The 26773-nt window shown below is 40.7% G+C and carries 24 protein-coding genes; 14 read left to right on the forward strand and 10 right to left on the reverse strand.

Going from position 1 to position 26773, the window contains the following annotated elements; genetic code table 11:
• Positions 1-126: 126 nt before the first annotated feature.
• Positions 127-1323, reverse strand: coding sequence for a proline dehydrogenase family protein (locus C5745_RS11375; protein WP_105717136.1), 1197 nt, complete (start codon positions 1321-1323; stop codon positions 127-129).
• 178 nt (positions 1324-1501) lie between these two features.
• Here C5745_RS11375 and C5745_RS11380 point away from each other — a divergent pair, with 178 nt between their 5' ends.
• The 10 genes from C5745_RS11380 to ruvB all read left to right on the forward strand — a co-directional run bounded on the left by C5745_RS11380 (position 1502) and on the right by ruvB (position 11395).
• Positions 1502-1708 carry an RNA-binding S4 domain-containing protein gene (locus tag C5745_RS11380; RefSeq protein WP_105717137.1) on the forward strand — a complete coding sequence of 69 codons (207 nt, stop codon included), beginning with the start codon at positions 1502-1504 and terminating at the stop codon, positions 1706-1708.
• Positions 1709-1743: 35 nt separating this feature from the next.
• Positions 1744-2817 (forward strand): 3-dehydroquinate synthase, encoded by a 1074-nt coding sequence (aroB, locus tag C5745_RS11385; RefSeq protein ID WP_105717138.1) that lies wholly within the window; start codon positions 1744-1746, stop codon positions 2815-2817.
• Complete coding sequence (locus C5745_RS11390) at positions 2814-3527, forward strand: ThuA domain-containing protein (protein ID WP_105717139.1); 714 nt, start codon at positions 2814-2816, stop codon at positions 3525-3527. Before aroB ends, C5745_RS11390 begins: the two co-directional genes overlap by 4 nt.
• A 23-nt stretch (positions 3528-3550) precedes the next feature.
• Complete coding sequence (locus C5745_RS11395) at positions 3551-4858, forward strand: D-alanyl-D-alanine carboxypeptidase (RefSeq protein WP_105717140.1); 1308 nt, start codon at positions 3551-3553, stop codon at positions 4856-4858.
• A 40-nt stretch (positions 4859-4898) separates the two neighbouring features.
• Complete coding sequence (locus C5745_RS11400; protein WP_105717141.1) at positions 4899-6206, forward strand: MFS transporter; 1308 nt, start codon at positions 4899-4901, stop codon at positions 6204-6206.
• Positions 6203-6931, forward strand: a complete 729-nt coding sequence (locus C5745_RS11405; RefSeq protein ID WP_105717142.1) for a (Fe-S)-binding protein — start codon at positions 6203-6205, stop codon at positions 6929-6931. Before C5745_RS11400 ends, C5745_RS11405 begins: the two co-directional genes overlap by 4 nt.
• A 16-nt stretch (positions 6932-6947) precedes the next feature.
• Entirely contained in the window at positions 6948-7832 is an 885-nt protein-coding gene (locus C5745_RS11410) for a sugar phosphate isomerase/epimerase family protein (protein WP_105717143.1), read from the forward strand.
• Between the two features lie 185 nt (positions 7833-8017).
• The gene (locus C5745_RS11415; RefSeq protein WP_105717144.1) at positions 8018-9601 is read left to right on the forward strand and encodes a peptide MFS transporter; all 1584 of its coding nucleotides are present in this window, start codon (positions 8018-8020) and stop codon (positions 9599-9601) included.
• A gap of 29 nt (positions 9602-9630) precedes the next feature.
• The gene (locus C5745_RS11420; protein ID WP_105717145.1) at positions 9631-10356 is read left to right on the forward strand and encodes a polyprenol monophosphomannose synthase; all 726 of its coding nucleotides are present in this window, start codon (positions 9631-9633) and stop codon (positions 10354-10356) included.
• A gap of 16 nt (positions 10357-10372) precedes the next feature.
• The gene (gene ruvB, locus C5745_RS11425; RefSeq protein WP_105717146.1) at positions 10373-11395 is read left to right on the forward strand and encodes a Holliday junction branch migration DNA helicase RuvB; all 1023 of its coding nucleotides are present in this window, start codon (positions 10373-10375) and stop codon (positions 11393-11395) included.
• Here the strand turns inward: ruvB and C5745_RS11430 are convergent.
• Both C5745_RS11430 and C5745_RS11435 read right to left on the reverse strand, forming a co-directional pair.
• Entirely contained in the window at positions 11392-11946 is a 555-nt protein-coding gene (locus C5745_RS11430) for a hypothetical protein (RefSeq protein WP_105717147.1), read from the reverse strand. The two genes, ruvB and C5745_RS11430, sit on opposite strands and share 4 nt — an antisense overlap.
• Entirely contained in the window at positions 11936-13360 is a 1425-nt protein-coding gene (locus tag C5745_RS11435) for an ATP-dependent DNA helicase (RefSeq protein ID WP_105717148.1), read from the reverse strand. Before C5745_RS11435 ends, C5745_RS11430 begins: the two co-directional genes overlap by 11 nt.
• Positions 13361-13443: 83 nt before the next feature.
• Between C5745_RS11435 and C5745_RS11440 the strand changes: the two genes are divergently transcribed.
• Genes C5745_RS11440 through coaD form a run of 3 tightly spaced genes read left to right on the forward strand, consistent with a single transcriptional unit; the run spans position 13444 to position 15253 of the window.
• Positions 13444-14241, forward strand: a complete 798-nt coding sequence (locus C5745_RS11440; protein ID WP_105717149.1) for a DUF3822 family protein — start codon at positions 13444-13446, stop codon at positions 14239-14241.
• Positions 14229-14768: a 16S rRNA (guanine(966)-N(2))-methyltransferase RsmD gene (rsmD, locus tag C5745_RS11445; protein WP_105717150.1), complete on the forward strand. Its 540-nt coding sequence runs from the start codon at positions 14229-14231 to the stop codon at positions 14766-14768. Before C5745_RS11440 ends, rsmD begins: the two co-directional genes overlap by 13 nt.
• Before the next feature lie 20 nt (positions 14769-14788).
• Entirely contained in the window at positions 14789-15253 is a 465-nt protein-coding gene (gene coaD / locus C5745_RS11450; RefSeq protein WP_105717151.1) for a pantetheine-phosphate adenylyltransferase, read from the forward strand.
• Positions 15254-15293: 40 nt separating this feature from the next.
• On the opposite strand, the gene C5745_RS11455 is transcribed toward coaD, so the two are convergent.
• Positions 15294-16571 (reverse strand): DEAD/DEAH box helicase, encoded by a 1278-nt coding sequence (locus C5745_RS11455; protein ID WP_243403322.1) that lies wholly within the window; start codon positions 16569-16571, stop codon positions 15294-15296.
• A gap of 224 nt (positions 16572-16795) precedes the next feature.
• Between C5745_RS11455 and C5745_RS11460 the strand changes: the two genes are divergently transcribed.
• Positions 16796-17308, forward strand: coding sequence for a hypothetical protein (locus tag C5745_RS11460; RefSeq protein ID WP_105717153.1), 513 nt, complete (start codon positions 16796-16798; stop codon positions 17306-17308).
• 4 nt (positions 17309-17312) lie between these two features.
• Here C5745_RS11460 and C5745_RS11465 read toward each other — a convergent pair whose 3' ends face one another.
• From C5745_RS11465 to ligA, 6 genes are all read right to left on the reverse strand, one after another.
• Entirely contained in the window at positions 17313-18599 is a 1287-nt protein-coding gene (locus C5745_RS11465; RefSeq protein ID WP_105717154.1) for a hypothetical protein, read from the reverse strand.
• Between the two features lie 7 nt (positions 18600-18606).
• Positions 18607-20493, reverse strand: coding sequence for a hypothetical protein (locus tag C5745_RS11470; protein ID WP_105717155.1), 1887 nt, complete (start codon positions 20491-20493; stop codon positions 18607-18609).
• Positions 20494-20504: 11 nt separating this feature from the next.
• The gene (locus C5745_RS11475; protein WP_105717156.1) at positions 20505-21203 is read right to left on the reverse strand and encodes a hypothetical protein; all 699 of its coding nucleotides are present in this window, start codon (positions 21201-21203) and stop codon (positions 20505-20507) included.
• Positions 21204-21503: 300 nt separating this feature from the next.
• Complete coding sequence (locus C5745_RS11480) at positions 21504-23516, reverse strand: BCCT family transporter (protein ID WP_105717157.1); 2013 nt, start codon at positions 23514-23516, stop codon at positions 21504-21506.
• A 308-nt stretch (positions 23517-23824) separates the two neighbouring features.
• Entirely contained in the window at positions 23825-24706 is an 882-nt protein-coding gene (gene dapA, locus C5745_RS11485) for a 4-hydroxy-tetrahydrodipicolinate synthase (protein WP_105717158.1), read from the reverse strand.
• 18 nt (positions 24707-24724) lie between these two features.
• Positions 24725-26749 carry an NAD-dependent DNA ligase LigA gene (gene ligA / locus C5745_RS11490; RefSeq protein ID WP_105717159.1) on the reverse strand — a complete coding sequence of 675 codons (2025 nt, stop codon included), beginning with the start codon at positions 26747-26749 and terminating at the stop codon, positions 24725-24727.
• Positions 26750-26773: the final 24 nt, after the last annotated feature.

Here is a 26773-nt window from a genome sequence, read left to right on the forward strand (position 1 = left end):
GGGATCAGAACGCTGATATACAACAGGATAGATGAATAAAATATCAACAAAAAATAGAAATAATGTGGAGAATAGTAGAAAATAAAAAAAGGCTGCTCAAAAATTACTTTTGAGACAGCCTCCTTTTTATGATTTTAGACGTCGTCTCCGTTCCTTTTCTTTCTGGATCAACTCCAGTTCACGGTTAGTTTGTCCGCCGACAGAAGTATTTTCTTGTGCCCGACGGAATAAATAAGGCATAACTGCTTTTACAGGACCGTAGGGCATGTATTTTGCGACATTGTAACCAGCTTCTGCAAGGTTAAACGATAAGTTGTCCGACATGCCGAGCAATTGGGAAAAGAAAATATGCTCATTTCGGGCGGAAATACCACGTTGGATCATTTCTTCCGCCAGTAACCGAGAACTTTCTTCATTATGCGTACCAGCTACCAATCCAATGCGATTGATATGTTCCAAACAAAAGTGGATCGCCAGATTGTAATCTCGATCACAAGCTTCCTTATTAGGTTGTATAGGTGAGGGATAACCTTTTTCCGCCGCTCGTGCACGTTCTATCTCCATATAGGCGCCGCGTACGATCTTTGCGCCTAAGTAGAAGTTTTGGTTTTGGGCATAAGCGAAGTCGGCCTGTAATGAGGCCCATTTGTCGTGACGGTACAACTGATATGTGTTATAAACGGTAACGCTATCCTTGTTGTACTTTTCCATCATTTCCCGCGCCACATCATCGATAGTGTCTTGTACCCAGGAATGTTCCGCATCAATCAATACCCTATGCCCCGCGTCGTAGCATGCTTTGCAGATTCGGTCGATACGTTTGTAGATTCGGTCAAACTCCGCTTTCTCATCCGACGATAAGTGTTCACCAGCATCCATTTTGGCAAATAAGTCAAAGCGACCCAGACCTGTCGGCTTAAATACACAGAACGAAGTGTGCTTATTGCGATTGGTGTATGCCACCGTCCGCAGGATTTCTTCGCAATTGGCGTCGAAGCTTCCTTCAGCTCCTTTTCCTTCTACGGAGTAGTCGAGAATAGTCGTGACCTTTGCTTGTCCAAGCTCCGCGATTGCTTGGTCACAATCTTCAATAGACTCACCCCCACAAAATTGTTTGTAAATGGTATTTCGGATAATTCCCTGTATGGGAAGTCCTATTTTGAGCGCAAAATTAGTCAACGGTGTGCCGATTTTGATAAGCGCATTGCTTGAAACCATTTTAAAAAGCCAGTATGCTTTTTCGAGGTCTTTGTCGGATTTATTCCGGAATGCAATTTCAGTGTTGTTAAAATCCAGTTTAACCAAGTTATTGGCAGATATCATACGTGTAAAATATTAACGGTCAAAATTAAATAATTATTTTCATCTATTTGTTCCTTTTCGGCAGCAGATAAGCTTTTATAGTTAACGATAATTATCCTTTTTTTTACTCATATTATTTACCACTTAGTATGATAACGCCTATCTTTACGAAACTGTTGAAAATAGTAGAAATAGGGATATGCAAAATTTTATATTAAAAGGGGATTATATTCAATTAATTCAATTGCTAAAAGTCATGAATTGGGTAGAACACGGTGCCATGGCCCAATTCGTGGTAGAAGAGGGATTGGTAAAATACAATGGCCAAGTAGATTATCGAAAAAGATTAAAGGTAAAAGTGGGAGACATCATCGAATTTGATGGTCAGCAAGTAAAAATTGTTTAATTTAGTGCAATAATTTATTTCAAACATCATCATACATGACAAAACAGCTTGCCAGTCTTGGTTATCAGATATTTTTCGAAAAAAATCTTGAATCTTTAGAAGCGTTTGTTACTTCACGAAACTATTCCCAAATATTGGTGTTGGTTGACCGAAATACGAACGACTATTGTTTGCCTATATTGCAGTCGGCGCTTTCAGAGATAACGGATTACGACATTATTGAAGTAGATCCCGGGGAAGAAAATAAAAATATTGATTTCTGTATTGGTGTCTGGAAAACCATGCTCGACTTTGGCGCAGATCGAAAAGCGCTTATGATAAATCTTGGAGGAGGCGTGGTGACGGATATGGGCGGGTTTGCTGCCTCTACTTATAAAAGGGGAATAGATTTTATCCAGATTCCAACGACGCTACTCTCTCAGGTAGACGCATCGGTGGGAGGGAAAACTGGAATAGATTTAGACAACGTGAAAAATATAGTAGGGACGTTTACCCAGCCTCAAGCAGTCTTTATTAGCGGTCAATTTCTTTCAACGTTGGATGAACGTCAAATGCGTTCTGGTTTTGCCGAAGTTATTAAACACGGCTTGATCCATGATAAGGACTTGTTTATAAAGGCTAAAGGAGTCAATCTGAAAACAGATGATTTAGATGATGTCATTTTTCGTTCAGTGGCAATTAAGAACGAAGTTATTACGCAAGATCCGACTGAAAAAGGTATGCGGAAAATCTTGAACTTCGGGCACACCATTGGACACGCGATAGAGGGATACTCTCTGGCTCACGACGCTGACCCACTTTTACATGGCGAAGCAATAGCGTTAGGTATGATTTGCGAGGCCTATATCGCGCACAGGATCAACGGTCTTCCGACAGCAGATTTGTCTGAAATAGCACAAGCATTTGATAGTAGGTTCCAACGGTATTCCTTTTCGGAGGATATATATCCGGAAGTTATCAGGCTGATGCAAAATGATAAAAAGAACGAAGAGAAGAAATTGGGTTTTGCCTTGCTTTCCGAGATCGGTAAATGTGATTACAATATCTATGCGGAAGAAGAACTGATTTTAGAAAGCTTAGATTTTTACAGAAATAGAGAATCGTTATGAAATATGTTTGCTTGCTAATGGGATTGATTTTTGTAGGACAGTTGTTTTTGGGATACGGTCAGGAGCGTATATTGATTTTTACGAAAACAACAGGTTATCGACACAAAAGCATTCCTAAAGGAGTGGAAACAGTTACAAAGCTGCTTAAGGCCGAAAAAATAATTCCTGTCCATTCGGAAGATGCAAACTATTTTTCGACCGACAGCTTACGTCAATTTGCTGCAGTTATATTTTTAAATACATCAGGTAGTGTATTAAATGAGCAACAGAAAGTCGCTTTTCAAAACTTCATCCGCTTGGGAAAGGGGTATATGGGTGTTCACGCCGCTTCTGATACCGAATTTGAATGGCCTTGGTATGGTGAATTGGTAGGAGGCTATTTTACTCAGCATCCTCCAGTGCAAGAAGCGAAAATTGAAGTCGTTGACCGCACACATGCCGCCACGGAACATTTGCAAGACGTTTGGTGGCATAAAGACGAATGGTATGATTTTAAAAATATACAGCCGGGATTGCATATTCTTATGACTTTAGATGAGCAAAGTTACGAAGGCGGAACAATGGGTAAGTTTCATCCGATTGCCTGGTTTAGAGAATTTGATGGTGGGCGCTCATTCTATACCGCGCTTGGACATACCGAGGAATCCTATGATGAAGTTTACTTTCAGAAGCACTTAATAGGCGGTATTAAGTACGTGCTAGGACGTTAAGTAAATTTGACTGCTTTTTCCTTATGAATAAATTTCTGTTTTCTGTAATCGTCTTATCCTTTTGGTCTTCCATTGTGAGTTCACAAGATATCAACCTAATACAGAGGGAACTCGATCGATCACCTATATTAAAAAATCACTTTTTCAGTTTCAGTCTCTATGATATCGAGCAGAATCGGTTTCTGTTGGGATTAAATGAAGATAAGCATTATACACCGGCTTCCAATACAAAAATATTTACCTTGTTCGCCGTACTTAAGCATATTGGCGATTCGATACCGGCGATTCATTATATAGAAAAGGGAGATTCTTTGCTCTTTTGGGGGACGGGTGATCCCACTTTTCTACATCCAAAGTTGGGTGCTGGTATCGTGTATAACTTTCTATCAGCAACGGATAAAAAGTTATTTTACGTAGGAGAGGTGCGGACAGAAGAGCCATTTTATCGTAAAGGGTGGGCAATGGAGGATTACGATGCGTATTACCAACCTGAAATAACGCCATTTCCAATTTACGGCAATGTCGTTACTTTTAAAAGTACTGGGAATAGACTAACGGTTTTTCCGCAGCGCTTCCAATTTGCGGTTGAAAAACAAGCCTTCGCAGAATCGAACCGCTTCAGAATTCGCCGAAAATTTGACGAGAATATTTTCCTTATTAGTAGTGCGCGAATTCCAGACAACTATCTGGTTCATAAACCTTTTAAATATTCCGATGAACTGTTCGTACAGCTATTGCAGGACACCCTACAAAAACAGGTAGAATTAATTCAATATCCCAAACCTACGAAAGTAGATACTTTATTTTCTGTCGCTACAAAAGATATATTACGAGAAATGATGTTGATCAGCGATAATTTTTTGGCAGAACAGTTGATGATGACCGCGGCAATGAATAAATATGGAGAATTTAATACTGATCGTTTAAGAAAAGACATGGAAGCTACTTACTATGCTTATTTCACGGATAAAATAGATCTATACGACGGCAGTGGCTTATCACCTTACAATAAAGTTACCGCGAGAAGCGTGGTGGAACTCCTGTTAATGATAGCGCAATCGGTGCCCGAAGAGAACAAACTTCGATATTTATTTGCCGCCGGGGGGAAAGAGGGGACCCTGAAGACAACCTACCGATTGGATGGTGGGTTGCCGTTTGTGTGGGCTAAAACGGGTACAATAAAAAGTGTACATTGCCAAAGCGGGTATATCTATACGCGTGGGGGACGAACCTTGGCTTTCTCTTTTCTCAATAATAATTTTTTAGGCTCAGCTGCTCCGGTACGTAAAGAGGTCGCCCGTATTATGACCTTTGTCCGAGAGAACTATTAGATCATCAATCACTATTTTTTTACTATCTTCGCTATTATTTATGCGTGTTATTGAAAAAAACGACAAACGCTTGATTCGCTCTTGGTCGATGTTTGATTGGGCGAACTCTGCTTACAATCTGGTTATCACATCGACCATTTTTCCGGCTTATTATACAGCCATTACACAGACAGCAGAAAATGGTGATATTGTCCATTTTTTCGGATTTAAGGTAATCAATACTGCTCTTACCAATTTTGCTTTGGCATTCTCTTATCTCTTCATGGCGTTTCTATTGCCCTTTCTCTCCTCCTATGCCGACGTACAAGGAAGAAAGAAGACAATGATGATGTTTTTTACCTATTTTGGAGCGATAGCCTGCATGGGGCTTTTCTTTTTTCGTTTGGAGACCCTTGAATTAGGGGTAATATTGTTTGGATTGGCTGCAATGGGGTACATAGGCGGTGTATTATTTAACAATTCCTATTTGCCAGAAATAGCCACGATAGATAAACAAGATAGTGTGAGTGCACAGGGTTTTGCGTACGGTTATGTAGGGTGTGTTACATTACAGCTCATCTGTCTGGTGTTTATTTTAAAACCCGAATGGTTTGGTATAACAGAGCCATCTTTTGGTCCGCGATTATCGTTCTTGCTCGTAGGTATATGGTGGGCAGGATTTTCCATCATCCCGTTCGTAGCACTTCCTAATAATCAAAAATCAACGATCCGCGCTTCTAAGAAGGTCTTTCGTACCGTAATAATAGAGTTTCGTATCGTGATGCGGCGTATAAAGAAAATGCAACGTATTCGCCGTTTTTTGCCAGCTTATTTTTTCTATTCTGCCGGTGTGCAAACAGTAATGATCGTAGCTGCTGCTTTTGGTGCAAAAGAACTTCAGCTGGAGACCTCTAAACTGATCATCACCATATTGTTAATTCAGCTCGTCGCCATATTGGGGGCTTTTCTAATGTCCAAGCTTTCGAAAAGGTTTGGTAATATTAAGGTTCTAATCGCTGTCGTATTGGTATGGATAGTTGTGTGTGTATCGGCGTTTATCATAAAAACAGAAATCGAATTTTATGTTTTAGCTTGTTTGGTTGGGTTAGTGATGGGCGGCATTCAGTCCTTATCGAGATCTACTTATTCTAAATTCCTACCGGAAAACACGAAAGATACGACGTCGTTCTTTAGTTTCTATGATGTCACAGAAAAACTGGCTGTCGTGTTAGGATTGTTTTCTTTTGGATTGATCGAGCAGTTTACACATAATATACGTTATTCGGCATTATTTCTTTCTATATTTTTTATCATTGGATGTGGTTTGCTCTTTCGTTTACTACGATTCAATAAGGCTATGACAATATGAAGGTAGAGCTATTTATCCCTTGTTTTATAGATCAAATTTATCCTGAGACTGCATTTAGTACCATTAAATTGTTGCAAAAGGCAGGATGTGATGTAGTTTATAACCCCAAGCAAACCTGTTGTGGACAGCCCGCCTATAACGCTGGGTTTTGGGACGAGGCCAAACAAATCGGACTTAAATTCCTTGATGATTTTGCTGAAGATTGTTTTATTGTGTCGCCATCGGCTTCGTGCACGGGTATGATAAAGAACGGTTATGATGATTTATTTACGAATTCTACGGTGCATAATCGCTGTCGTAATATCCAGTCAAACATCTATGAATTGAGCGACTTTTTGGTAAATGTGCTTAAAAAAGATTATTTTGGAGCGGAATTAGTGGGAACCGCAGTCTACCATGATTCTTGTTCAGCGTTACGGGAGTGCAAAATTAAAGATGAACCTCGGCAGCTATTAACGCAAGTAGGGGGGCTCGAGGTTATCCCAATGCGCGATCAGCAGACATGTTGTGGGTTCGGTGGAACTTTTGCCGTAAAATTTGAAGGCATATCGGCGGCGATGGCCGAACAAAAAATACAAAATGCGATGGCCGTAAAAGCTGACTATATTATTTCGACAGATAGCTCTTGTTTATTACAACTACAAGGATATATTGATAAACATCAACTACCAATCAAGACGAAACATATTGCAGATGTGTTGACGTCTGGATGGGCAAATATTTAACAAAACCTAATAATCCATGAACTCAAGAAGAACATTTTTAAAAAACTTAGGTCTAGCAGCAGCAGGGGTAGCGGTAGCACCTTCTTTAGATGTATTTGCAGCGACAAAACCATGGTTTGAGATTTCGTTAGCACAGTGGTCTCTTCACAAAACACTATTTGCTGGGGATCTGAAAAATATTGATTTTCCCGAATTTGCGGCGAAAAAGCTCAATATATACGGCGTAGAGTATGTAAATCAATTCTTTAAAGATAAAGCGAAGGATATGGCCTATTTGAAAGACCTAAACAATAGAGCCAAAGACAACGGTGTTAAAAATGTGATGATTATGATCGATGGCGAGGGGAATCTAGGCGACGAAGATAACACCAAGCGCCTCCAAGCGGTAGAGAACCACTATAAGTGGGTAGATGCCGCTGCTTTTTTAGACTGTAAATCTATTCGAGTAAACGCAGCCGGAAAGGGAACACCGGAGGAGGTTGCACAACGCGTCGTGGAGAGTTTAGGCGCGTTGGCGGACTACGGCAGCAAGGCGAAAATAAACGTTATTGTTGAAAACCACGGTGGCATTTCGTCGCACGGAGATTGGTTATCGGGCGTATTGAAAGCGGTAGATAAAAAGAACTGCGGAAGTTTACCGGACTTTGGTAACTTCTATGAATACGACCGTTATCAAGGTGTACAGGATTTAATGCCATATGCCAAAGGTGTCAGTGCTAAGTCGCATGATTTCGATGTAAATGGTAATGAAACGGGCATCGATTATCATCGTATGATGAAAATTGTGAAAGAGTCGGGCTTTAAAGGCTATGTCGGAATTGAATACGAAGGTAAGACACTCCCGGAGGTAGAAGGTATTTTAGCCACCAAAAAATTGCTGGAGCGATTTAAGACGTTATAAATTACCCGTGTTGCTAATGCATTTTTTATATTTTTTCAGTAAGCCGTAATTGAAATTTTACAAAATTAAAAATGGAGATAACGGAAAAAGCTAGAATTTTTATTTTCTTTGTAGCGAAGTTACCAAAATCAATTAGGAAAAACGCATCTAGATGATTTTGGTTTTGATGACTATAACTTAAAAAGATGATTCAACAAAAAGAAGACGAAGTCCTGGTAAATCACCTTACCAAGCAGGGCATTGACAACAAAATGGTGATGGGGCATCCCGCAAGTTTATTTGTCCTGTTTTTTACCGAAATGTGGGAACGTTTTAGCTATTACGGTATGCGCGCCCTATTGACGGTGTTCCTCATAACGGAAATTGTCAAAGGTGGCTGGGGATGGACAAATGCAGAAGCCATGCAACTTTATGCCTGGTACACAGGTCTAGTATACCTCACACCTTTGATCGGGGGAATGATCGCGGACAAGCTTACAGGCTATCGGAAAGCAATTCTACTCGGGGCCTTAATCATGACCTTGGGGCACTTGTCCATGGCCTTCGAAGGGTTTGGAGACAGCTTTTTTTACTTGGGATTAGTTTTAATGATCCTTGGTAACGGCTTGTTTAAACCCAATATCTCCTCCATGGTGGGCCAGTTATATCCCAATACGAGTACAAAGAAAGACGCGGGGTACACCATTTTTTATATGGGTATCAATGCAGGAGCTTTCCTGGGCATGTTGCTATGTGGCTATATCGGCGAGAAGATTGGCTGGCATTATGGCTTCGGACTGGCAGGTGTATTTATGTTCTTTGGTATGTTGCAATTCTTTTTTGCACAAAAGATATTTGGTGTCATAGGAGAGAAGCCCGATACAACGCATAAGCCCCAAGAGCACGTAGAGAAGGCTACGGAAGAGGAAACACCCAAACATGTTGTTCGTGATCGACTTATCGTTGCGGGAATCCTGATGTTGGCCAGTGTGTTTTTCTTCTTTGCTTTTGAACAGGCCGGCGGCTCCATGTCGATATTTGCCAAAGACTACACACAACGGGTTTTGGACGGAAATGCTGGACTAACTTTTAAATGGGTCGATGCAGCCCTGACTATTTTTCCAATCATGATTGTTACCTGGGTCTTGTACGGCCTAGCGAAAAAAATTGCCCCCACTTATCCTTTGACGATCTTATTTACCGCGTTATCTTTCGCTATTATCTGGGGGTTGGGTATTTGGAAGGTATACCGCGAATTCAGTGCTGATCAAACGGAAGTGACCGTTTCCTGGTTTCAAATTTTAAATTCCTTCTTCATCATCACGTTAGCTTCTTCTTTCAGTAAAATGTGGGAGAAAATGTGGAACCCTTCTGGTGCTGTTAAATTCGCCTTGGGACTGCTGCTTGTAGGTGTAGGTTTTGTCGCTCTGGCTTTCGGAGCCAGTTCCATTCCCGCGGGAGCAACAACGGCTTCGGTCAGTATGGTGTGGTTGATACTTGCCTATTTCTTTCATACGACGGGTGAACTATGTTTATCACCGGTAGGATTGTCGTATATTAGTAAGCTGTCACCCAAGAAATTTGTGGGATTGCTTTTCGGGCTTTGGTTTACTGCCTCAGCTATCGCGAATTTTATTGCTGGCATGACCGGATCCTATATTGACAGGATTTCTGAGGAGTATTCCATGTCAATATTCTTTTATATCGTTGCATCCATTCCAATCGCAGCAGCTTTGTTGTTGTTGATCTTTAGCAGCAAGTTACGGAAAATGACACATGGTATTGATTAAGAAAAGCACCTAATAATACTTCATCAAACGTGGTAGACAGTTTAGTTATTATTCCGACATATAACGAAAAAGAAAATATAGAGAAAATCATTCGAAAGGTATTTTCCCTGTCTATTCCGTTTGATATTTTGGTCGTTGACGATGGTTCTCCGGACGGCACTGCAAATATTGTAAAGACTTTACAGCAGGAATATCCTCAGCGACTGTTTATAGAGGAGCGAGTTGGAAAGTTGGGATTGGGGACAGCTTATATCCATGGATTCCGATGGGCTTTGCAACGCCATTACGCTCATATTTTCGAGATGGATGCTGATTTTAGCCATAATCCCGAGGATTTGATCCGTCTACGACAAGCGTGTTTGGAGGGTGCCGACATGGCAATAGGATCCCGTTATATCAAAGGAGTCAATGTCGTGAATTGGCCCATGAGCCGTGTATTAATGTCGTATTTTGCATCGGCCTATGTGCGGTTTATCATGCGGATTGATATCCAAGATGCCACGGCCGGATTCGTCTGCTTTTCAAGACGGGTGCTGGAAACGATTCCACTTGATAAAATCAGGTTTATTGGTTATGCATTCCAGATTGAAATGAAGTTTACAGCCATTCGATATGGCTTCAAAGTAGTCGAGATACCAATTATATTCACCGATCGCACGCACGGAGTTTCTAAAATGAGTACGCGGATTTTTAGAGAAGCATTTTTCGGAGTTATCCAGTTAAAAGTAGGGAGTTGGTTTAAGAAATATAATTAGTTAACTTCGCACAAGTATGAATGAATATCTTGACCCGAATCCAGAAAAGCTAAATCCTGTCGATAGGGATATAGAGAGGGCTTTACGACCGCAGGTTTTTGAAGATTTTACGGGGCAGGAGAAAATTCTAGAAAACCTATCTATTTTTGTAAAAGCTGCCAAACTTCGTAGCGAAGCGCTAGACCACGTACTGTTACACGGACCTCCCGGCTTAGGCAAGACGACGTTATCCTATATTATCGCCAACGAAATGGGCGTGAATATTAAAATCACATCAGGTCCGGTATTGGATAAACCAGGTGATTTAGCAGGACTCTTGACCAATTTGGAAGAAGGAGATGTGTTGTTCATCGATGAAATTCACCGCTTAAGCCCATTAGTTGAAGAATACCTGTATTCGGCAATGGAAGACTTCAAGATAGATATTATGTTGGAGACAGGACCTAATGCGCGATCCGTTCAAATTTCATTAAACCCCTTTACCCTTATCGGTGCTACGACCCGATCAGGGCTGTTAACTGCTCCACTACGTGCCCGTTTTGGAATTAATTCAAGGCTTCAATATTATGATGCTAAACTATTAACTACAATTGTGTTAAGGTCGGCTCATATCTTAAATACGCCAATTACGGAAGAGGGGGCTTATGAGATTGCACGGAGAAGCAGGGGAACACCTCGTATTGCCAATGCTTTACTACGCAGAACCAGGGATTTCGCACAAATTAAAGGGAATGGATCTATTGATAAAGCTATTGCACAGTATGCATTGAATGCCTTGAACGTAGATGAAAACGGTTTGGACGAAATGGATAATCGAATCTTAGCGACGATCATCGAGAAATTCAAAGGCGGTCCTGTCGGATTGAAAACAATTGCTACTGCAGTCGGTGAAGATGAAGGGACGATTGAAGAAGTATATGAACCTTTCTTAATACAAGAAGGTTATCTCATGCGTACTTCTCGTGGGCGGGAATGTACCGAACTAGCATTTAAACACCTGGGAAAAAATACTTTCCATAAAGGGAATACACTGTTTTAACCCATCTTTTTCAATATCCTTTTTGCCCTGCTAGCTAATGCTGGCGTCGGCTTTTTGAGCAGATGTTGGATCTGCGCTTTCAATTCATTTTCTATCCAAGGATTTCTATGACGCAGGTTGAACAGTATATCCAGACAGTTGACGACAACGGCTACTGGACATTCTGGGTCGATTAACCATTGAAAACATTGTTCGATCAGGACTTCTTCTTGTTCGACGGTGCGGATTATCGTCGTCTTTCTGTTAGTAGCTAACATCGCTATTTTAGTATAGCTCCGGATGGTTCCCCAGTGTTTTTGTTTGGGCAATCCTCCTATAAAAGAATCATATATTTGCGAAATGAGCTTTGGCTGTTGCATGCAAACATGCTCCAGCAGCCATGACGCCCGAAAAGAAACCTGATTATCGGGATGATACGAGTATGCTAACAAGCTTTGCTCGGTAAAACCATGGCGATGAATAAAGTCCAGACTAAATATTTTCGCCTGATATTGCCTAATATCTATTTTTAGAAAATTAACGAGTGTAGGGTCAAAATCGTTATTCGCCATAAAATTTAGGGTTAAAATTAACCAAAAACAACTGCTCGGTGGCGCGAGTGACGGCGGTGTATAACCAACGTAGAAATTCCGTATTTAGCATTTCATCGTTCAAATATCCCTGGTCCACAAATACACAAGGCCATTGCCCTCCCTGCGCCTTATGACAGGTAATAGCGTAAGCGAATTTAATTTGCAGGGCATTATAATAAGGATCTTTTTTGATAGCATCCAGTCGGTCCTTTCTGGCAGGAATGTCCACATAATCCAGCGCAATTGACTCGTACAGTTGCTGTTGTTGTTCATATGGCATGTTTGGTGCATCTACATGTAGACTATCGAGCAGGACGCGACATACAATCGGCTCCAGCTCATCATCATCTATTAATTCCAAGGATATATCGGCAAAGCGAAAACCATGTTGATCGTGTATATTACTTACTTTCTGTACTTTCGCTAAATCGCCATTGGCGATGAATCCCGTGTTTTTCTCGTCATGTTGCTGCAGCCAATAGTAATTGTTGCGTACAACCATGAGCAAGTCTCCGCCAGTAATTTCTTCGTCGCGAAAGAGAATTTGATTTCGGATATGTTGGTTATATAAATTTGCAGATTTGTTAGAACGGCATATCACGATGGTATTCGCTATATCAAAGCGGTCATAGCTGTAATGCAAGCCTTCAAGGAGCTTATCACCGTTCATCCGGAAGATGTCTGTAAACCCCTTGGTGTGGAATTGTGGAAATGCAAGATTAGCTTCTTGCTTTTCCAAATCAATATCGTCGCGTACTTTTGTTGCATTGTAGAGTATACCCGAAGCCTTCTGTTGTCGTACGACTTCCTTAAGTTCGTAACGAAAGACCTCTAAGTTATAATTCGTCTCGAGGTAGTTCGGGTCTAAGGCGGGGCTTTCCAACATACCGACTGGTGGAAGTTGTGCTGTATCTCCAACGAACATGAGGCAACAATTTCCGCCAGACTGTACATATCGGATCAAGTCATCCAGTAAACTTCTGGATAAGAATTGGTCCCTTGAATCAGAAATCATAGAGGACTCATCGATAATAAATAAAGTGTCTTCATGCGGATTCTCTGCTAGCGTAAAGTCTAACTCCAAGGTGGCGGCAGATTTTTTCCGATATATCTTCTTATGTATAGTCAATGCTTTTTTACCGGAATAATGACGCATCACTTTTGCAGCACGTCCGGTAGGTGCCAGTAAGACTGTTTTCTTTTGTAACACAGGTAAAATCTTCACTAGAGCGCTAATGATGGTTGTCTTTCCTGTCCCGGCGTAACCCTTTAAAATAAAGCAAGTTGTCGGACTAAACGCGCTTAAAAAATCTTCCAAAAGTATAAATGATTCCTGCTGTTGTTGGGTCGGTTGCCACACAAACTGTTGGGTAAGCAGGTTCTGAATATGCATAATCAAAGTTAGGGAAAAGGTTGGTCATATCAATTGGAAAAGCTAATTTTGTTAACATATAAAATAGCCTAGCGGTGCTGAGAATGAAATACACATCAAAGAATTTCCACTTACATTATATACCACAGTATAAACTGTTTGTAAAAGCTGACTTTTTAGAGGATACTTTAATTGTTGTGGACGAATCGAACGAAGTTCAGGCAATGTTTAGGTATCCGGCAAATGAGCCCAACGCGGAGGCGATCAAGTTGTTAGGTTTACCGTTTCAGTACGTATTTATTAGCTTGCCTGTACAAAGCTTAGTGTTTATTCCGACGGAAGTGTATGAAGAGGAAAATCACCCTTTGTATCAGACGTTTTTGATAGATGATCACGTAGAACGCACGCAAGTTTATACATTAGATAACTTACAGATAACGGCATGTTATCAATATGATCTATTGTTATACAATCGTTGGCGGGCCATCTTTCCCCATGCGAAATTTGCAGCTGATTTTCAATTTATTTTGAGTGAAGTTCAAACATATATTCCCATGCAGGGTGCGGTGTTGGGTGCTCATTTCAACAATACACAGGTAGAATTATTTGGTTTTAAAAATGGAAGGTTTTTATTTTACAATGTATTCGATATAAAGAATGTTGACGATTTAAATTATTTTGTTCTAACAACATGTCAAGCGTTCGATTTGCCTATTAAACTCCATAAAATACTTTTATCAGGCATTGATGCGAAACATGAGTATAGTGTAGCACTTTCTCATTTTACGAATCGCACCGAGTTTATGCAGGCTCAGTTGGATTTGTATGCAGATGATGAAAACATAGCGGAGGAAGCCAATAAATTTAATGTTATAGCAAATGCTCTCTTATGCGTATCATAGCCGGACAATATGGTGGGTTGCGCTTATCTCCGCCGTCAACGTTGCCTGTTCGCCCGACGACGGATATTGCCAAGGAAGCGCTGTTCAATATTTTGGACAATCGGATTGCCTTAGACGAATGTACTTGCCTCGATCTTTTTTCCGGAACAGGTAATATTAGTTTTGAGCTAGTCTCTCGCGGCGCAATATCGGTGGAGGCTGTTGATATCCATTTCAAATGTTTACAGTTTATTAACGATACAGCGAAGAAACTAAAGATCGACGTTATTCACACGCGTAAAGCGGACGTGTTGAAGTTCATTACGACATGTAAAGATCAGTATGATTTCATCTTTGCCGATCCGCCCTATGATTTAGCGTCATTGCCGCAATTGGCGAATCTCATCATAGAAAATGAATTGCTGAAATCAGGTGGGACAATGGTTATTGAGCATCCGTCTACGCGAAAAATGGACGACGCTCCATTTTACATTGAAACGAGGAAATATGGTTATTCTGCATTTAGCTTTTATAAACTTGATTCGTAAATCTCTAAATTTTGTCGCATATGAAAACCGCCGTTTTTGCCGGATCCTTCGATCCTTTTACATACGCCCATCAAAATATCGTTGAGAGAGGCCTATCCTTATTTGATAAGATTGTGATTGCGGTAGGCGTGAATAGTACGAAAAAGGGATTGATGTCTTTCGATGATCGTGTAAAAGCTATTTCGGATCTATTCCAATCAAATGGAAGAGTGGAGGTAAAGCAATTTTCAGGTCTTACCATTGACTTTTGCAAGCAAATAGAGTCGAAGTACCTACTTCGCGGTTTGCGCAATATCGGTGATTTCGAGTTCGAAAACGCGATAGCGCAGAACAACCTTTTGCTCGCACCAGAAATAGAAACGTATTTTCTCATGGCAAAATCCGGATTAGCTCACATTTCTTCGACGATAGTCCGCGATATTTTACTCCACAAAGGTGATGTTACAATGTTGGTTCCGAGAGAGGTTTTACGGTATATCGGATGAAAGTAAGGCGATAGACGTCTTGGGCAGATAGATAAAAACCCTACGTTCTACCAACCCGTACCTTCCGGCCTTTGATCTTTTGATTGTTTGCTTGTTTGATGATGCTGGCCGCTATCGAACGTTCTACGGCTACATAGGATTCCTTGTCTTTGACCTCGATTATACCGACCTGTTCTTTGGATATGTCATTCAGATTTAACAGAAAACCTACGATGTCTATCTTATTGATTTTGTCTTTTTTACCCCCAGTAACGTAAAGTGTTGCAAAAGGTGAGTTCGGTGGGAGAGGGTACTCATCTTCCAAAACTACGGTTTCGCTGTCTTCCGGCACATAAGGATATTCCTCTTCGGGTTTCAAGATAACATATACTTCTCCACTGGCCTGCATACGTGCGGTTCGGCCGTTACGATGTATAAAAGCATCCCCTTTGTAGGGTAATTGGTAATGTATAATTACATCTACTTCGGGTATATCTAGTCCACGGGCGGCTAAATCCGTCGTGATCAAAATACGATTGGAGTTGTTACGAAATTTTAGCAAGGCAAGCTCACGGTCTTCTTGTTCTAAACCGCCATGAAACATATCATGGATGATTTCCCGATTTTCAAGCAACTCACTAATGTGATCTACTGCTTCGCGATGATTACAGAAAATAAGCGTTTTCTTTTCTCCGTTCTTGCACAGCAACTTAAACAAGGAACTTAATTTATATTGCGCGGGGGTGATTACTTTCTTTATCGTAATTTTAGGGGTTATGTCTGCATCGGCGGAAAAATCAACCGTAACAAAATCACCGATTCCGGTAAAACTTGGAATATCTATCATCTTCGTTGCGGAAGTGAGAATGCGATGCTGCAGGCGCGGTAGCTGTTCGATGATATATTGCATCTGTCCTTGAAAACCAAATTCTAGCGATTTGTCAAACTCATCCAAGACAAGTGTCTGTATCGTAGAAGGATCCAAGTACGTCCGTTCGATGTGATACATTACGCGTCCGGGAGTTCCAATTAATAAGCTTGGAGCTTCGCGAAGCTTATTGCGTTCCGTCTTCGTGTCATTCCCCCCATACACGCAGGTTACTTTGAAACCGGCAAGTACTTTGCGCATAACCTGTTCTATTTGAAGCGCTAATTCCCGTGTCGGTACTAGGATCAATGCTTGCACACCCTGCTTATCTTTTTCTAGTTGTTGTGCGAGCAATAAAGCGAAAGCAAGTGTTTTACCACTTCCCGTAGGCGAATGTAAAACGAAATCTCTTGTACTATCATAGGTGTTTAGGACAGCATGTTGCATCGCATTCAATTCTGCAATCTGCATCCTATTTAGTATTTTTTGAAGCTCCATGCGTCAAAAATACGGATTATTTTTTGTGTTCTTTTTTAAAATTTGGCATATTAATTGTTATTGTATCAACAATTCATAATTTAGGTTAATAATTGGTTAGTTAGTAAAAGGCTTCAATCTCCCCGGTTGAGGCCTTTTTAATTTTCTCCGAAACATATTCAATCTTTATACGTTGTGTCAAAGAAAGGATTACCTATATGCATATCAAAACAATAGCCATCGGATTGTTATTGCTGATTGTAAGTTGCAATCAATCAAGGCAGCAGGGCGACGTGCAAGATGAAGCAGACACGATGTCGTTAGATAAACCAAGGAGCGTAGAAAATCCATTACATTATGTGCCGGCGGAGGCTCTTTGGGAGTACCAATTCGATACCCTCGCTAATGATTTTAGACCCGTTAAGGTACGGGACGTCCGCGCGGATAGTTTGACAGCAGAAAAGATAGAAGCAATCATTAATAATACATGGCCAAATGTACAAATTAGATACCTCGAGACATCGGGCGACACGGTTGCTATCGAGATAGCAGAAAGTACCATCTTGACGCAGCAAATGGGAACGGCAGGAGCAAAACAGTTTATGGTCTCTACCACCTATTCGTTCACAGAGCTATCAGATGTCCGTTATGTTAGGTTTGATTTTGAGGAGGGAGACCATGCCGTTCCAGGCGTGTATCACAGAGGTTCGTGGAATAGTCGACCACATTAAATAGTTACTTTTCCTTATAATAGATATCACCATTGATTTTAAGTGTTTTATTATCTTTAAGAGAGGTTTCAATATTTACCCTGACGGCACGTTGGTGTAGCCAAGTGAAGATTTGACCATTCCATGAATCGGGTGTATTGCTAAAATCAACTTGTATGTGAAACGGGATTGCTGTAGCTACAAAAGTTGGTGGAAATTCGCCGCGCTTATCTGTAGACAATAAGATAACGGTGTCGGTATGTGTTTTATTTAATTTATAGAATACCTTATCGGGTAGTAAAGAAGCCAACGGCACATTTCCCTTCCAAACACTTTCGATCACGGGCACGCTAGTTTCCTGTACCTCTTTTTTTTCGATACTGTTAAAATCTTCATCGTAATCGTATACTACAATAGTATCCTTCTGTGTAGTCGTTCTATTACGTATTACTAGGTCTGTATATCCATACGAATTGTCTTTCAGTATGGTCTCCTCGATGTCAGAAAGAACCGATATGTACTTAGTAAATGTAGGCATCTGCTCCAGCGAAAGTGTGCTCCAAAATAAGAAAAAAAGATCTGCATCCCGTTTAAGTTTACGTACCTGTCCACTGCTTGGATGCTCAGCATTAAATTCCCATTCGCCAGCCAAGGTTATGTGATTTTTGGACAGGTTGGCGAGTAATTGAGACTTTCCGTCGATGTCACGGTAGGTTATATGTGTATTTGTTTTTTCCGTCGAAAGGAGAGGGAGATTCCGAACATACACCCAATCGTTTTCTATCGACCATATCGCTTTCATTTTCTCCTCGCTGTCCTTTTCTGGAAGACCGATACGAAATAGTGCGTAATGTTCATTGGAGAGTATGGTCGGGAGCGAAGGAGACTGCACTAAAGTTAGCCGTTCAGAGCTGTCAACGGTTTGTATATAGTCCGCTGCATATTCTTGTAGAAAAGCTTCCCATTTGCCGATATTTTCAATACGTTGGATTGTATAGAATGTCAATGGATTTTCGCGCAATGAGAAAAAATGGATCTGTGCGGGAATCGAGACTCCTGCTTCTAACCAATTTTTAACTACCGATAAAGGCGATTTTTGATTCGCTGTAGCAAGTGTTCGGCGTTCAAACAGTTGATCTATATTATCCAATAGCAGATCATCTAATGCAATAGATACGACGGCATGGCTGTCGCGATGTACGTATTGATTATACGCCCTGCTCTTTCTGTAAACGTATAGTGTCACGAGGGCTATACCCATAACCAAAACCGAAAGGATAATAAACTGCAGCGTCTTTTTTATCAGCGTCATTCTGTCGCTAGTCTTCTATGATGTGTAGCAGTTCTTTTAAAAGGTACTGTAAAGCATTCGGTTCCTCTTTTGGGAAATCGACTGCGATCTCGCCCGTTATCCTTCCCTTTTTCGCTCCCTGCGCCGTTATCGTTACATCGCCATATTGAGCGAGAGTTTTCACCGTATTATCCCAACGTTTTATAACCGGTATACCCAATCTATTGATGGTTTCAGGTATTTCAGCGAGATGCGTAACGGCAGTCATATTGTTGCTAAAAATTTTCTTTTTAATAGACCTGTCATTTGAAGTCCGGAAACGATTCGTACGAATTGCCGAAAGCTGCTCTTCATCGTTGCTTACGAATACGATATTATCTTTAAACAAAACATGGATAACTTCTCCCCTGGGATTATCGACGATTTTATATATTCCATTGTTCTGAGTAACCTTTTCTTTATTTTCACCTAATGCTAATATTTTTTTGTATATCCGTTGATCTTCAGAAGTAAACATCCAAAGAAAGGTCGGTATATAATCGTCCTTTGTCTTTTTTATTTCTGTATAATCGAACGTGTTTTCGTCATATTGATAGTCGATATACTCTTTTTTTACCTTTTTCAGTCCATTGATAAAAACAAGGTGGTCACCACCCATGACCTGTGCGATAGCTTTCTCGTCAAGAATAACCTCGAAAGCCGTAGCCGCAATACCTGCAATATCACGGTAGGAGTAGAGGGACGGGCCGCCCCAACGCTCCATGAGCGTCGGGAAGCTTTTCAGATACGATTCTGTATTAATATTTATAGAAAAATATCCAATGTGATTTTCGGGAATATATTTCGAGAACTTACGGTTCATCTTGTTTTTATATATCGGTCTAATCATACGGTCCATTTCCGCATTCAAAGCAAGCGACCCCTTTAACCTCAAAGTATGTTTGTCCTGTACAAGATCGAGCACAATATCTTGATATGCATATATCAACTCTTCCATACCGTAACCAAGCTGCATGCTTGCCAAGGTGTAAGGCATAGCCTCCCGGTAAAACCCAATTAGGTCTTTAGCCCAAAAATGCACAAGCGTATTTTTTTTATCAAACTTCCTTAACGATCGAGAAGAAGCTGCATTTTCGTCGGGATGCAAATAACTACTAAAATCATGTGCTAACCATAGTGCGAAGGCTGCGTTGCGTAGCGAGTCATTTTTAGCATTCCGTGTCCTTTCCGTTTCGTAGGTAGTGTCTGCATATCCATCAAAATCAGAATAAACCGTGTATTCGTCGTCTTCTATCGTATCCATAACTCCATCTGAAACATTTTCAGTATGAATATCGTCCGGTGGGGTTTCGTATTCATAAACCGGTAATGCCACTGCGTTATCGTAACTCGGTAATTCGAGGCCATATCGTTGGGCAACAGAATCATTGTCAAAATAATAGTGATGAGCATCGCCGGTCAAGATCAAAACGCTATGGTCATTCCAGGCAACTTGTGTTTTCCCATCCGTGCTAACACGCCGTTCATAGCCCTGTAACGTCGGCAGCGTAGAAAGTTTGCTAAAGAGATTCGTGCCTACTTGGTGCCCTGACTTTAATGGGAGGAGAATACCGGTATAATAAGAACTATCGGTATCTGTTTTGTATATGTATGCATTTCGATCATAAGTTAAATCTAGGTCGGCTATACTTTCCAGTTGTAAGTCTTCCGTGTCAATGTTATTAAATAATCCCAGTTTTTCCAACGCTTGGTTTATTTTTTCGAAAGAACTATGCTTGACGATAGCCGGATTATTAATCACCACCACAAATGATGCATGTTCAGGTACTTGTTGGATAAGGTCGTGCTGTCCGTAGGTAATGCTTGCTATAGATAGGCCTAACAATGTGGCAATATAGTTTTTTTTGAACTTCATCTATTTGTATTTTATTTTATAAGGGTAATGGTATTTGTTAAACTTGTCTTGCCATCAATCAGATCAGGCGCACTTACTTTTAATAAGACGGCTCGTTTATTCGCAGACACCTTCGCTTCTTTATGGCTCTGCGATTGAATATCCTTATCGAAGCGAATAATGTTGGTGTAATATGCCTCCGCAAAGAGATTTTTATCTTCGTCTGGGATTTTAGAGAACTCTTTTGCTAGCTGTGGTGAGTAGGTATAAGAACGTGTAAACGTTCTTGATGCCGGATTATACCTATAGTTATTGTAGCTTGTAATCGACGTTTTAAATTGACTGGACAGAGCCTCACTAAAATCATTTAAAGCCTGCACATGTTCAAAACTGCACGACAGCGTGGCGATATAATTGTTGAAGTCAAGATGATATTGAACATTGTTTATTCCTTGAGTGGATTTTAATGTCTGTACAACTTTCCCCATTTCTTGTTTGATACTTGCTTCTGAAGGAATATCAATACCATTGAACTTTTTCATTTTCAGCAGAGAAGCGACTTTTGTACGACTCTTACTTAGATTCAAAGTCACTTTAATCGTACCAGCCCCTTTATGATTCATATCAATCTGCTCGACGAGATCGAAACAGCCGCTCAATGTCAAACAACTTATTATTAACAACAAGAAAAGTGAGGATCTTTTGATGTATACATCTACATTTTTACGCATATTATTTTTTGTGAAGCAAAGGTAATAAATAGTTAGCACTGAAAAATACCTAGAATCCGGGATTTTCTAGATGTATATATATTGTAGAGACCTCGCGCCAAGAGCTGTAACTCCTGAAAAACCGTTGCGAAGGTTTTCGCAACAGAAAAATCCCGAAGCGGGGAGCTCCGGGATTTGTACAAACCAATTATTAACCTAAATTATGAAATTATGAATCTATTATCTTATACTGTAATGAAAACGCTAACTTGGCGTCTTTCGTATGTAGAACACGCTGTATTAACATATTTTAACAAACGATCAATCCTCTTCGCGGATGTTTTGGCCAAGAAATATTTCATTTTTCTGATCGGAGGACAAGCTAAGGAAACGTTCGTACTGTTTTAATACATCGCTAATAATTTCGTCTTTCGTGAAGTACTGTATGTCATAGCCTTTCCTGCTATCACCAAAGTAAGTCCTCGGAATATATGTTCGCTGGTGCTCGATATCCGGTGCATTGTCTTCATTTCGGAAATAATCGGAAACAGCCGCCTCGACGTTTTCTACCCCATACATGAAGTCAGCCATATTTTCGTGCTGGATCTTAATTTCTACGTGATGAGGTGATTCCGTCATAGAGCTTTCAACCGTTGCAATAATACCATTCCCCTTAAACGCATCGGCCAGCTGTTCGAAAGCTACTTTTACGGTTTTGGACAGAAACTGATTGATGTCGCTCTTACCATGGTACGAGATAATCCTGTCCAACCGCTCTCTCCAATAAGTTCCCGACCATCCCGTAGTAGAGTGAGATAAAGGTCGCGTATAATATTCATTATCGATAAACAATCCTTTTACCAGGCTGTAACAAAAAAGCAGCATGATAATGGCAAAAGGTAAAGCGGTTATCAACGTCATCGTTTGAAGCGATTGGAGCCCTCCCGCATTAAGTAGGACCAGGGCCACCAGGGCCAGCATGCCCCCCCAGAAAACCAATTGCCATTTAGGCGATTTCATTGCATTTTTCGTAGAGATGTTGTTCATCACGAAAATCCCCGAGTCTGCCGATGTGATAAAAAAGATGACAAGAATAATAATCGCAAACAGACTGATTACCGGGGTAAGGGGGAGATACTTGAAAAACTCGAAAAGAAGGACATCGGTATTGTCTGCTACTTTCGAAAGAGCGCCCTGTGCAGTATGTTGATCTAACCATGTAGCGCTGTTTCCGAAGAAAGTCATCCATGCAAAATTAAACAAGGTGGGGATAACGAGCACAGCACCAATAAATTCACGTATTGTACGACCCTTGGAAATCTTGGCAATAAACAAACCCACATAAGGCGACCAGGAAATCCACCATGCCCAATAAAGAATAGTCCAATTAAAGAACCATTCCTTATGTTCTGGTTCGTATGTATGTGTAGCAAAGGTGAGATTAAAAAACTCATTGATATAATATCCTAGATTTTCCGAATAGCTCCCTAGTAGATAAACCGTTGGGCCAAATATCAGCACAAACGTCATCAGTGCGACAACGGCTACAATATTGATCTGACTTAAGAACTTTACACCTTTAGCTACACCCGTCGTTGCCGATAAAACCGCTATGGCCATAACAACGATCACAAGCATGATCTGCGAACGAAAGGTAACCTCGTCCATTACCCCGAGGTAAACTAAACCGGCACTTAATTGCGAAACACCAAAACCAAGACTTGTAGTGATTCCAAAAAACGTGCTACACAGTGCGAACATATCGATAATATCCCCGCCTTTACCATCTATTTTTTCTTTCAAAATAGGGTAAAAACAACTTCTGAGCGATAACGGCAATCGGTATCTGTACGTAAAATATGCCAGACTTAACCCCACAATGCCATATATGGACCAGGCATGTATTCCCCAGTGAAAAAATGTATACAACTCTGCGTTTTTAGCCCTTTGTATGGACGAGGCCTGTCCAAAGGCCGGATCAGTATAATGTGACATAGGCTCTGCTACGCCGAAGTACATGAGGCCAATTCCCATTCCTGCTGCAAATAGCATCGAAATCCAGGAAAAAAACGAAAATTCGGGCTTGGAATCGTTCGTGCCCAGCTTGATGCCGCCGTACTTACTAAAAAAAAGGAAAAGCAGAAAAAAGACAAACACGGTTACCACCATTACATACAACCAATTTAGGTTTACGAATAGCAAATTCTTGACAATGGATAGATAATATTCTGTCCGGTTAGGAAAGAACACTGATAAAATAGTTACACCAAATATAAAGATAAGGCTAGGTATAACAATTCCCGGAAGGAATGTCGTTTTGCTTTTTTTTAACATATTTGATTGTCTATAGTATATTAAATAGTTATTTGATAAAAATTGTTTTATTACACTATTCCTATTTTTAAACTTTCTGAACCCGGCTTTTTCCCGGTGCCAGCTGCTCGGTCATTGAAAAACAGCCCTGATATAAGTCTTCAGAGCAAACCTAAATAAATTCAATTTTATATGCAATATAATTGCGTGAGCATATGAAATGAATTTATTTCGCTCTCCTCTGCCATTGAAGAATTATTTTATAGAGGAAATATAAAAAAATCCTGGCGTAGGAGGTACCAGGATTTAACTCATAAACCAAGCGTAAATTACGCAATAACGGCCATTTCTTTTTTAATCGCTTCCTGAGTTTGCGGACTAACCGGTACCAGTGGTAAGCGGACCTCATCTGTTGTAATAATTCCCTGTTTTTTAAGAATATATTTCACCCCACAAGGATTCCCTTCAATAAAGCACAGATCGGTAATCTTCAGTAAAACGTTATGTAATTCCCGGGCTAACGCATGATTGCCGTCCGCACATTCCTTTACTAACGTTGCAACTTTTTTCGGATAGGCATTTCCGACAACAGAAATAACACCTACAGACCCTAATGCCATCATAGGCAGCGTGGCCGGATCATCTCCAGAAATCAATAAAAAATCGCTTGGCTTGTCTCGCATAATTTCGCCGAACTGGGCAAAGCTGCCCGAAGCTTCTTTAATAGCGACAATATTGCTACACGCTTTTGCCAAACGGATAGCTGTGGTTGGTAAGATATTGGTACCGGTTCTTCCCGGTACATTGTATAAGATTATTGGAAGTTTGGATACTTCCGAAATAGCTTTATAATGCTGATAAATACCTTCTTGTGTAGGCTTATTATAATAGGGGGAAACGGAAAGAATAGCACAATAACCATCTATATTAAATTGATCGACTTGTCTTACAGTTTCTCGTGTGTTATTGCCACCGATACCGGCCACAAGGGGCAGCCGTCCTGCTACATGTGTAGATGCAAACTCCCACACTTGTTTTCGCTCCTCGGCATCTAGTGTGGCGGTTTCTCCTGTTGTACCTAAAACGACCAAATAATCCATACCCTCCTTGATCTGATAATCGATTAGATTGCCTAACGATCCATAATCAACTGTTCCGTCCGTGTTAAAAGGTGTCACCAATGCTACACCCGCTCCCTGAAGCTCATTCATTATATTATGCTATCTATTTTATTTGTTTTGACTAATCATTTCCAATATTTTCTTATCCGAGATAATAGGGATTTTTAATTTTTCTGCCTTCGTCAACTTTGACGGACCCATTTTATCGCCTGCCACTAAGTAGTTTAATTTAGCTGAGATAGAGGATAACATTTTCCCTCCATGTGACTCGATAAGTTGCGCCAATTCTTCTCGCGAAAAATCAGCAAATACCCCGGAAATAAGAAACGTCTTTCCTGCTAAGTTATTGCCAGCCAATACTATCTCACTTTCTTCAATCTCAAACTGTAATCCCGCGGTCTTCAGTTTGCTTATTTCCAACAGATGTTGCTCACTGTGGAGATAATTATATACACTTTCTGCAATACGTATTCCAATATCTTGCACGTTCGCAATTTCCTCTACGCTAGCTTGCGCTAAGTTATCTAAACTTTTGAAATGCAAAGTTAGTTTTTTTGCGATAGTTTCACCAACGTGACGGATGCCTAAAGCAAAGAGAACCTTCTCAAAGGGTTTGCTTTTCGAGTTTTCGATACCGATCAGCATATTTTCGATCGACTTTTCGCCAAACCGTTCAATGGTTTTCAATTCTTCCCGGCGTTCTTTTAGCGCGTAAATATCGCTGATATTACGTAGAATACCTAAGGAATAAAACGTTTCCATTGTTTCATTTCCCATTCCTTGTATATCCATCATTTTACGACCGATGAAGTGTTGCAGTTTACCAACAATCTGTGGTCTACATCCGTTTTCATTAGGGCAATAGTGCACGGCTTCACCCTCCTGCCTTACAAGTGGCTCATGGCACTCGGGACAAGCTGTTGGATATACAATAGGAGAGGTATCTCGGGCACGTTTTTCATTATTAACACCGATTACTTTTGGAATGATTTCTCCTCCTTTTTCCACATACACCGTATCACCCTCATGCAAGTCTAATCGCCCTATTTCATTCGCATTATGCAGAGACGCACGTTTTACTGTTGTTCCTGCTAACAGAACAGGTTCAAGATTAGCCACCGGGGTGACAGCACCCGTACGACCAACTTGATAGGTTATGTTTTTCAATAATGTCTCCACGCGTTCGGCCTTATATTTATAGGATATCGCCCAACGTGGTGATTTTGCGGTAAAACCTAGTTCCTCCTGCTGCGCATAGTCATTCACTTTGATGACGATACCATCGATATCGTAGGTCAGCTGGTGACGCATCTCTTCCCAAAAATCAATAAAAGCTAATATTTCATCTATGTTGTTGCACAATTTTGTGTGTTCACATATAGGGAATCCCCAGCTTTTAACCGCTTGTATACTGTCCCAATGGCTGTCGAAAATTCTATTTCGATTATCCGCATATAAAAAATAAAGAAAACAGTCCAGTGGACGTTTGGCAACTTCCTTCTGGTCTTGTAGTTTGATGGTACCCGACGCAAAATTACGCGGGTTTGCATAGGGCTGTTCACCGTTTTCCTCCCGTTGTTGGTTCAGCCTTTCAAAAGCGGCGTGATGCATAAATATTTCGCCGCGTATCTCAAATAAATCGGGGTAACCACTCGTTTTCAACGAACGAGGGATACTCCGGATCGTTTTGACGTTATTGGTAACCTCATCTCCCTGTGTACCGTCGCCACGGGTCACGGCACGGACAAGCTTCCCTTGCTCATAGGTGATAGAGATAGAAAGCCCGTCAAACTTCAATTCACAGACATATTGCACCTCATTTCCGACAGCTTTGCGAACACGTTCGTCAAAATCACGTAGCTCCTGCTCATTATAGGTATTACCCAGCGATAGCATCGGCCAGCGGTGTTTTATCGTGTTGAATTTATGGGTAATATCGCCACCCACCTTTTGTGTTGGAGAGTTAGGGTCTTTAAATTGCGGATATTCTTCCTCCAGAGCCTCCAATTCTTTCAGTTTTATATCAAATTCATAATCTGATATAACGGAATTGGCAAGTACATAATACTGATAATTATATTCCTTCAACTCTTGTGTCAGCCGTGCTATTTTTTCCTGAATGTCTGCAAGCATAGTGGACAAAACTAGATAAATTTA

It is taken from the genome of Sphingobacterium haloxyli, assembly GCF_002980525.1.
Classification (GTDB): Bacteria; Bacteroidota; Bacteroidia; order Sphingobacteriales; family Sphingobacteriaceae; genus Sphingobacterium; species Sphingobacterium haloxyli.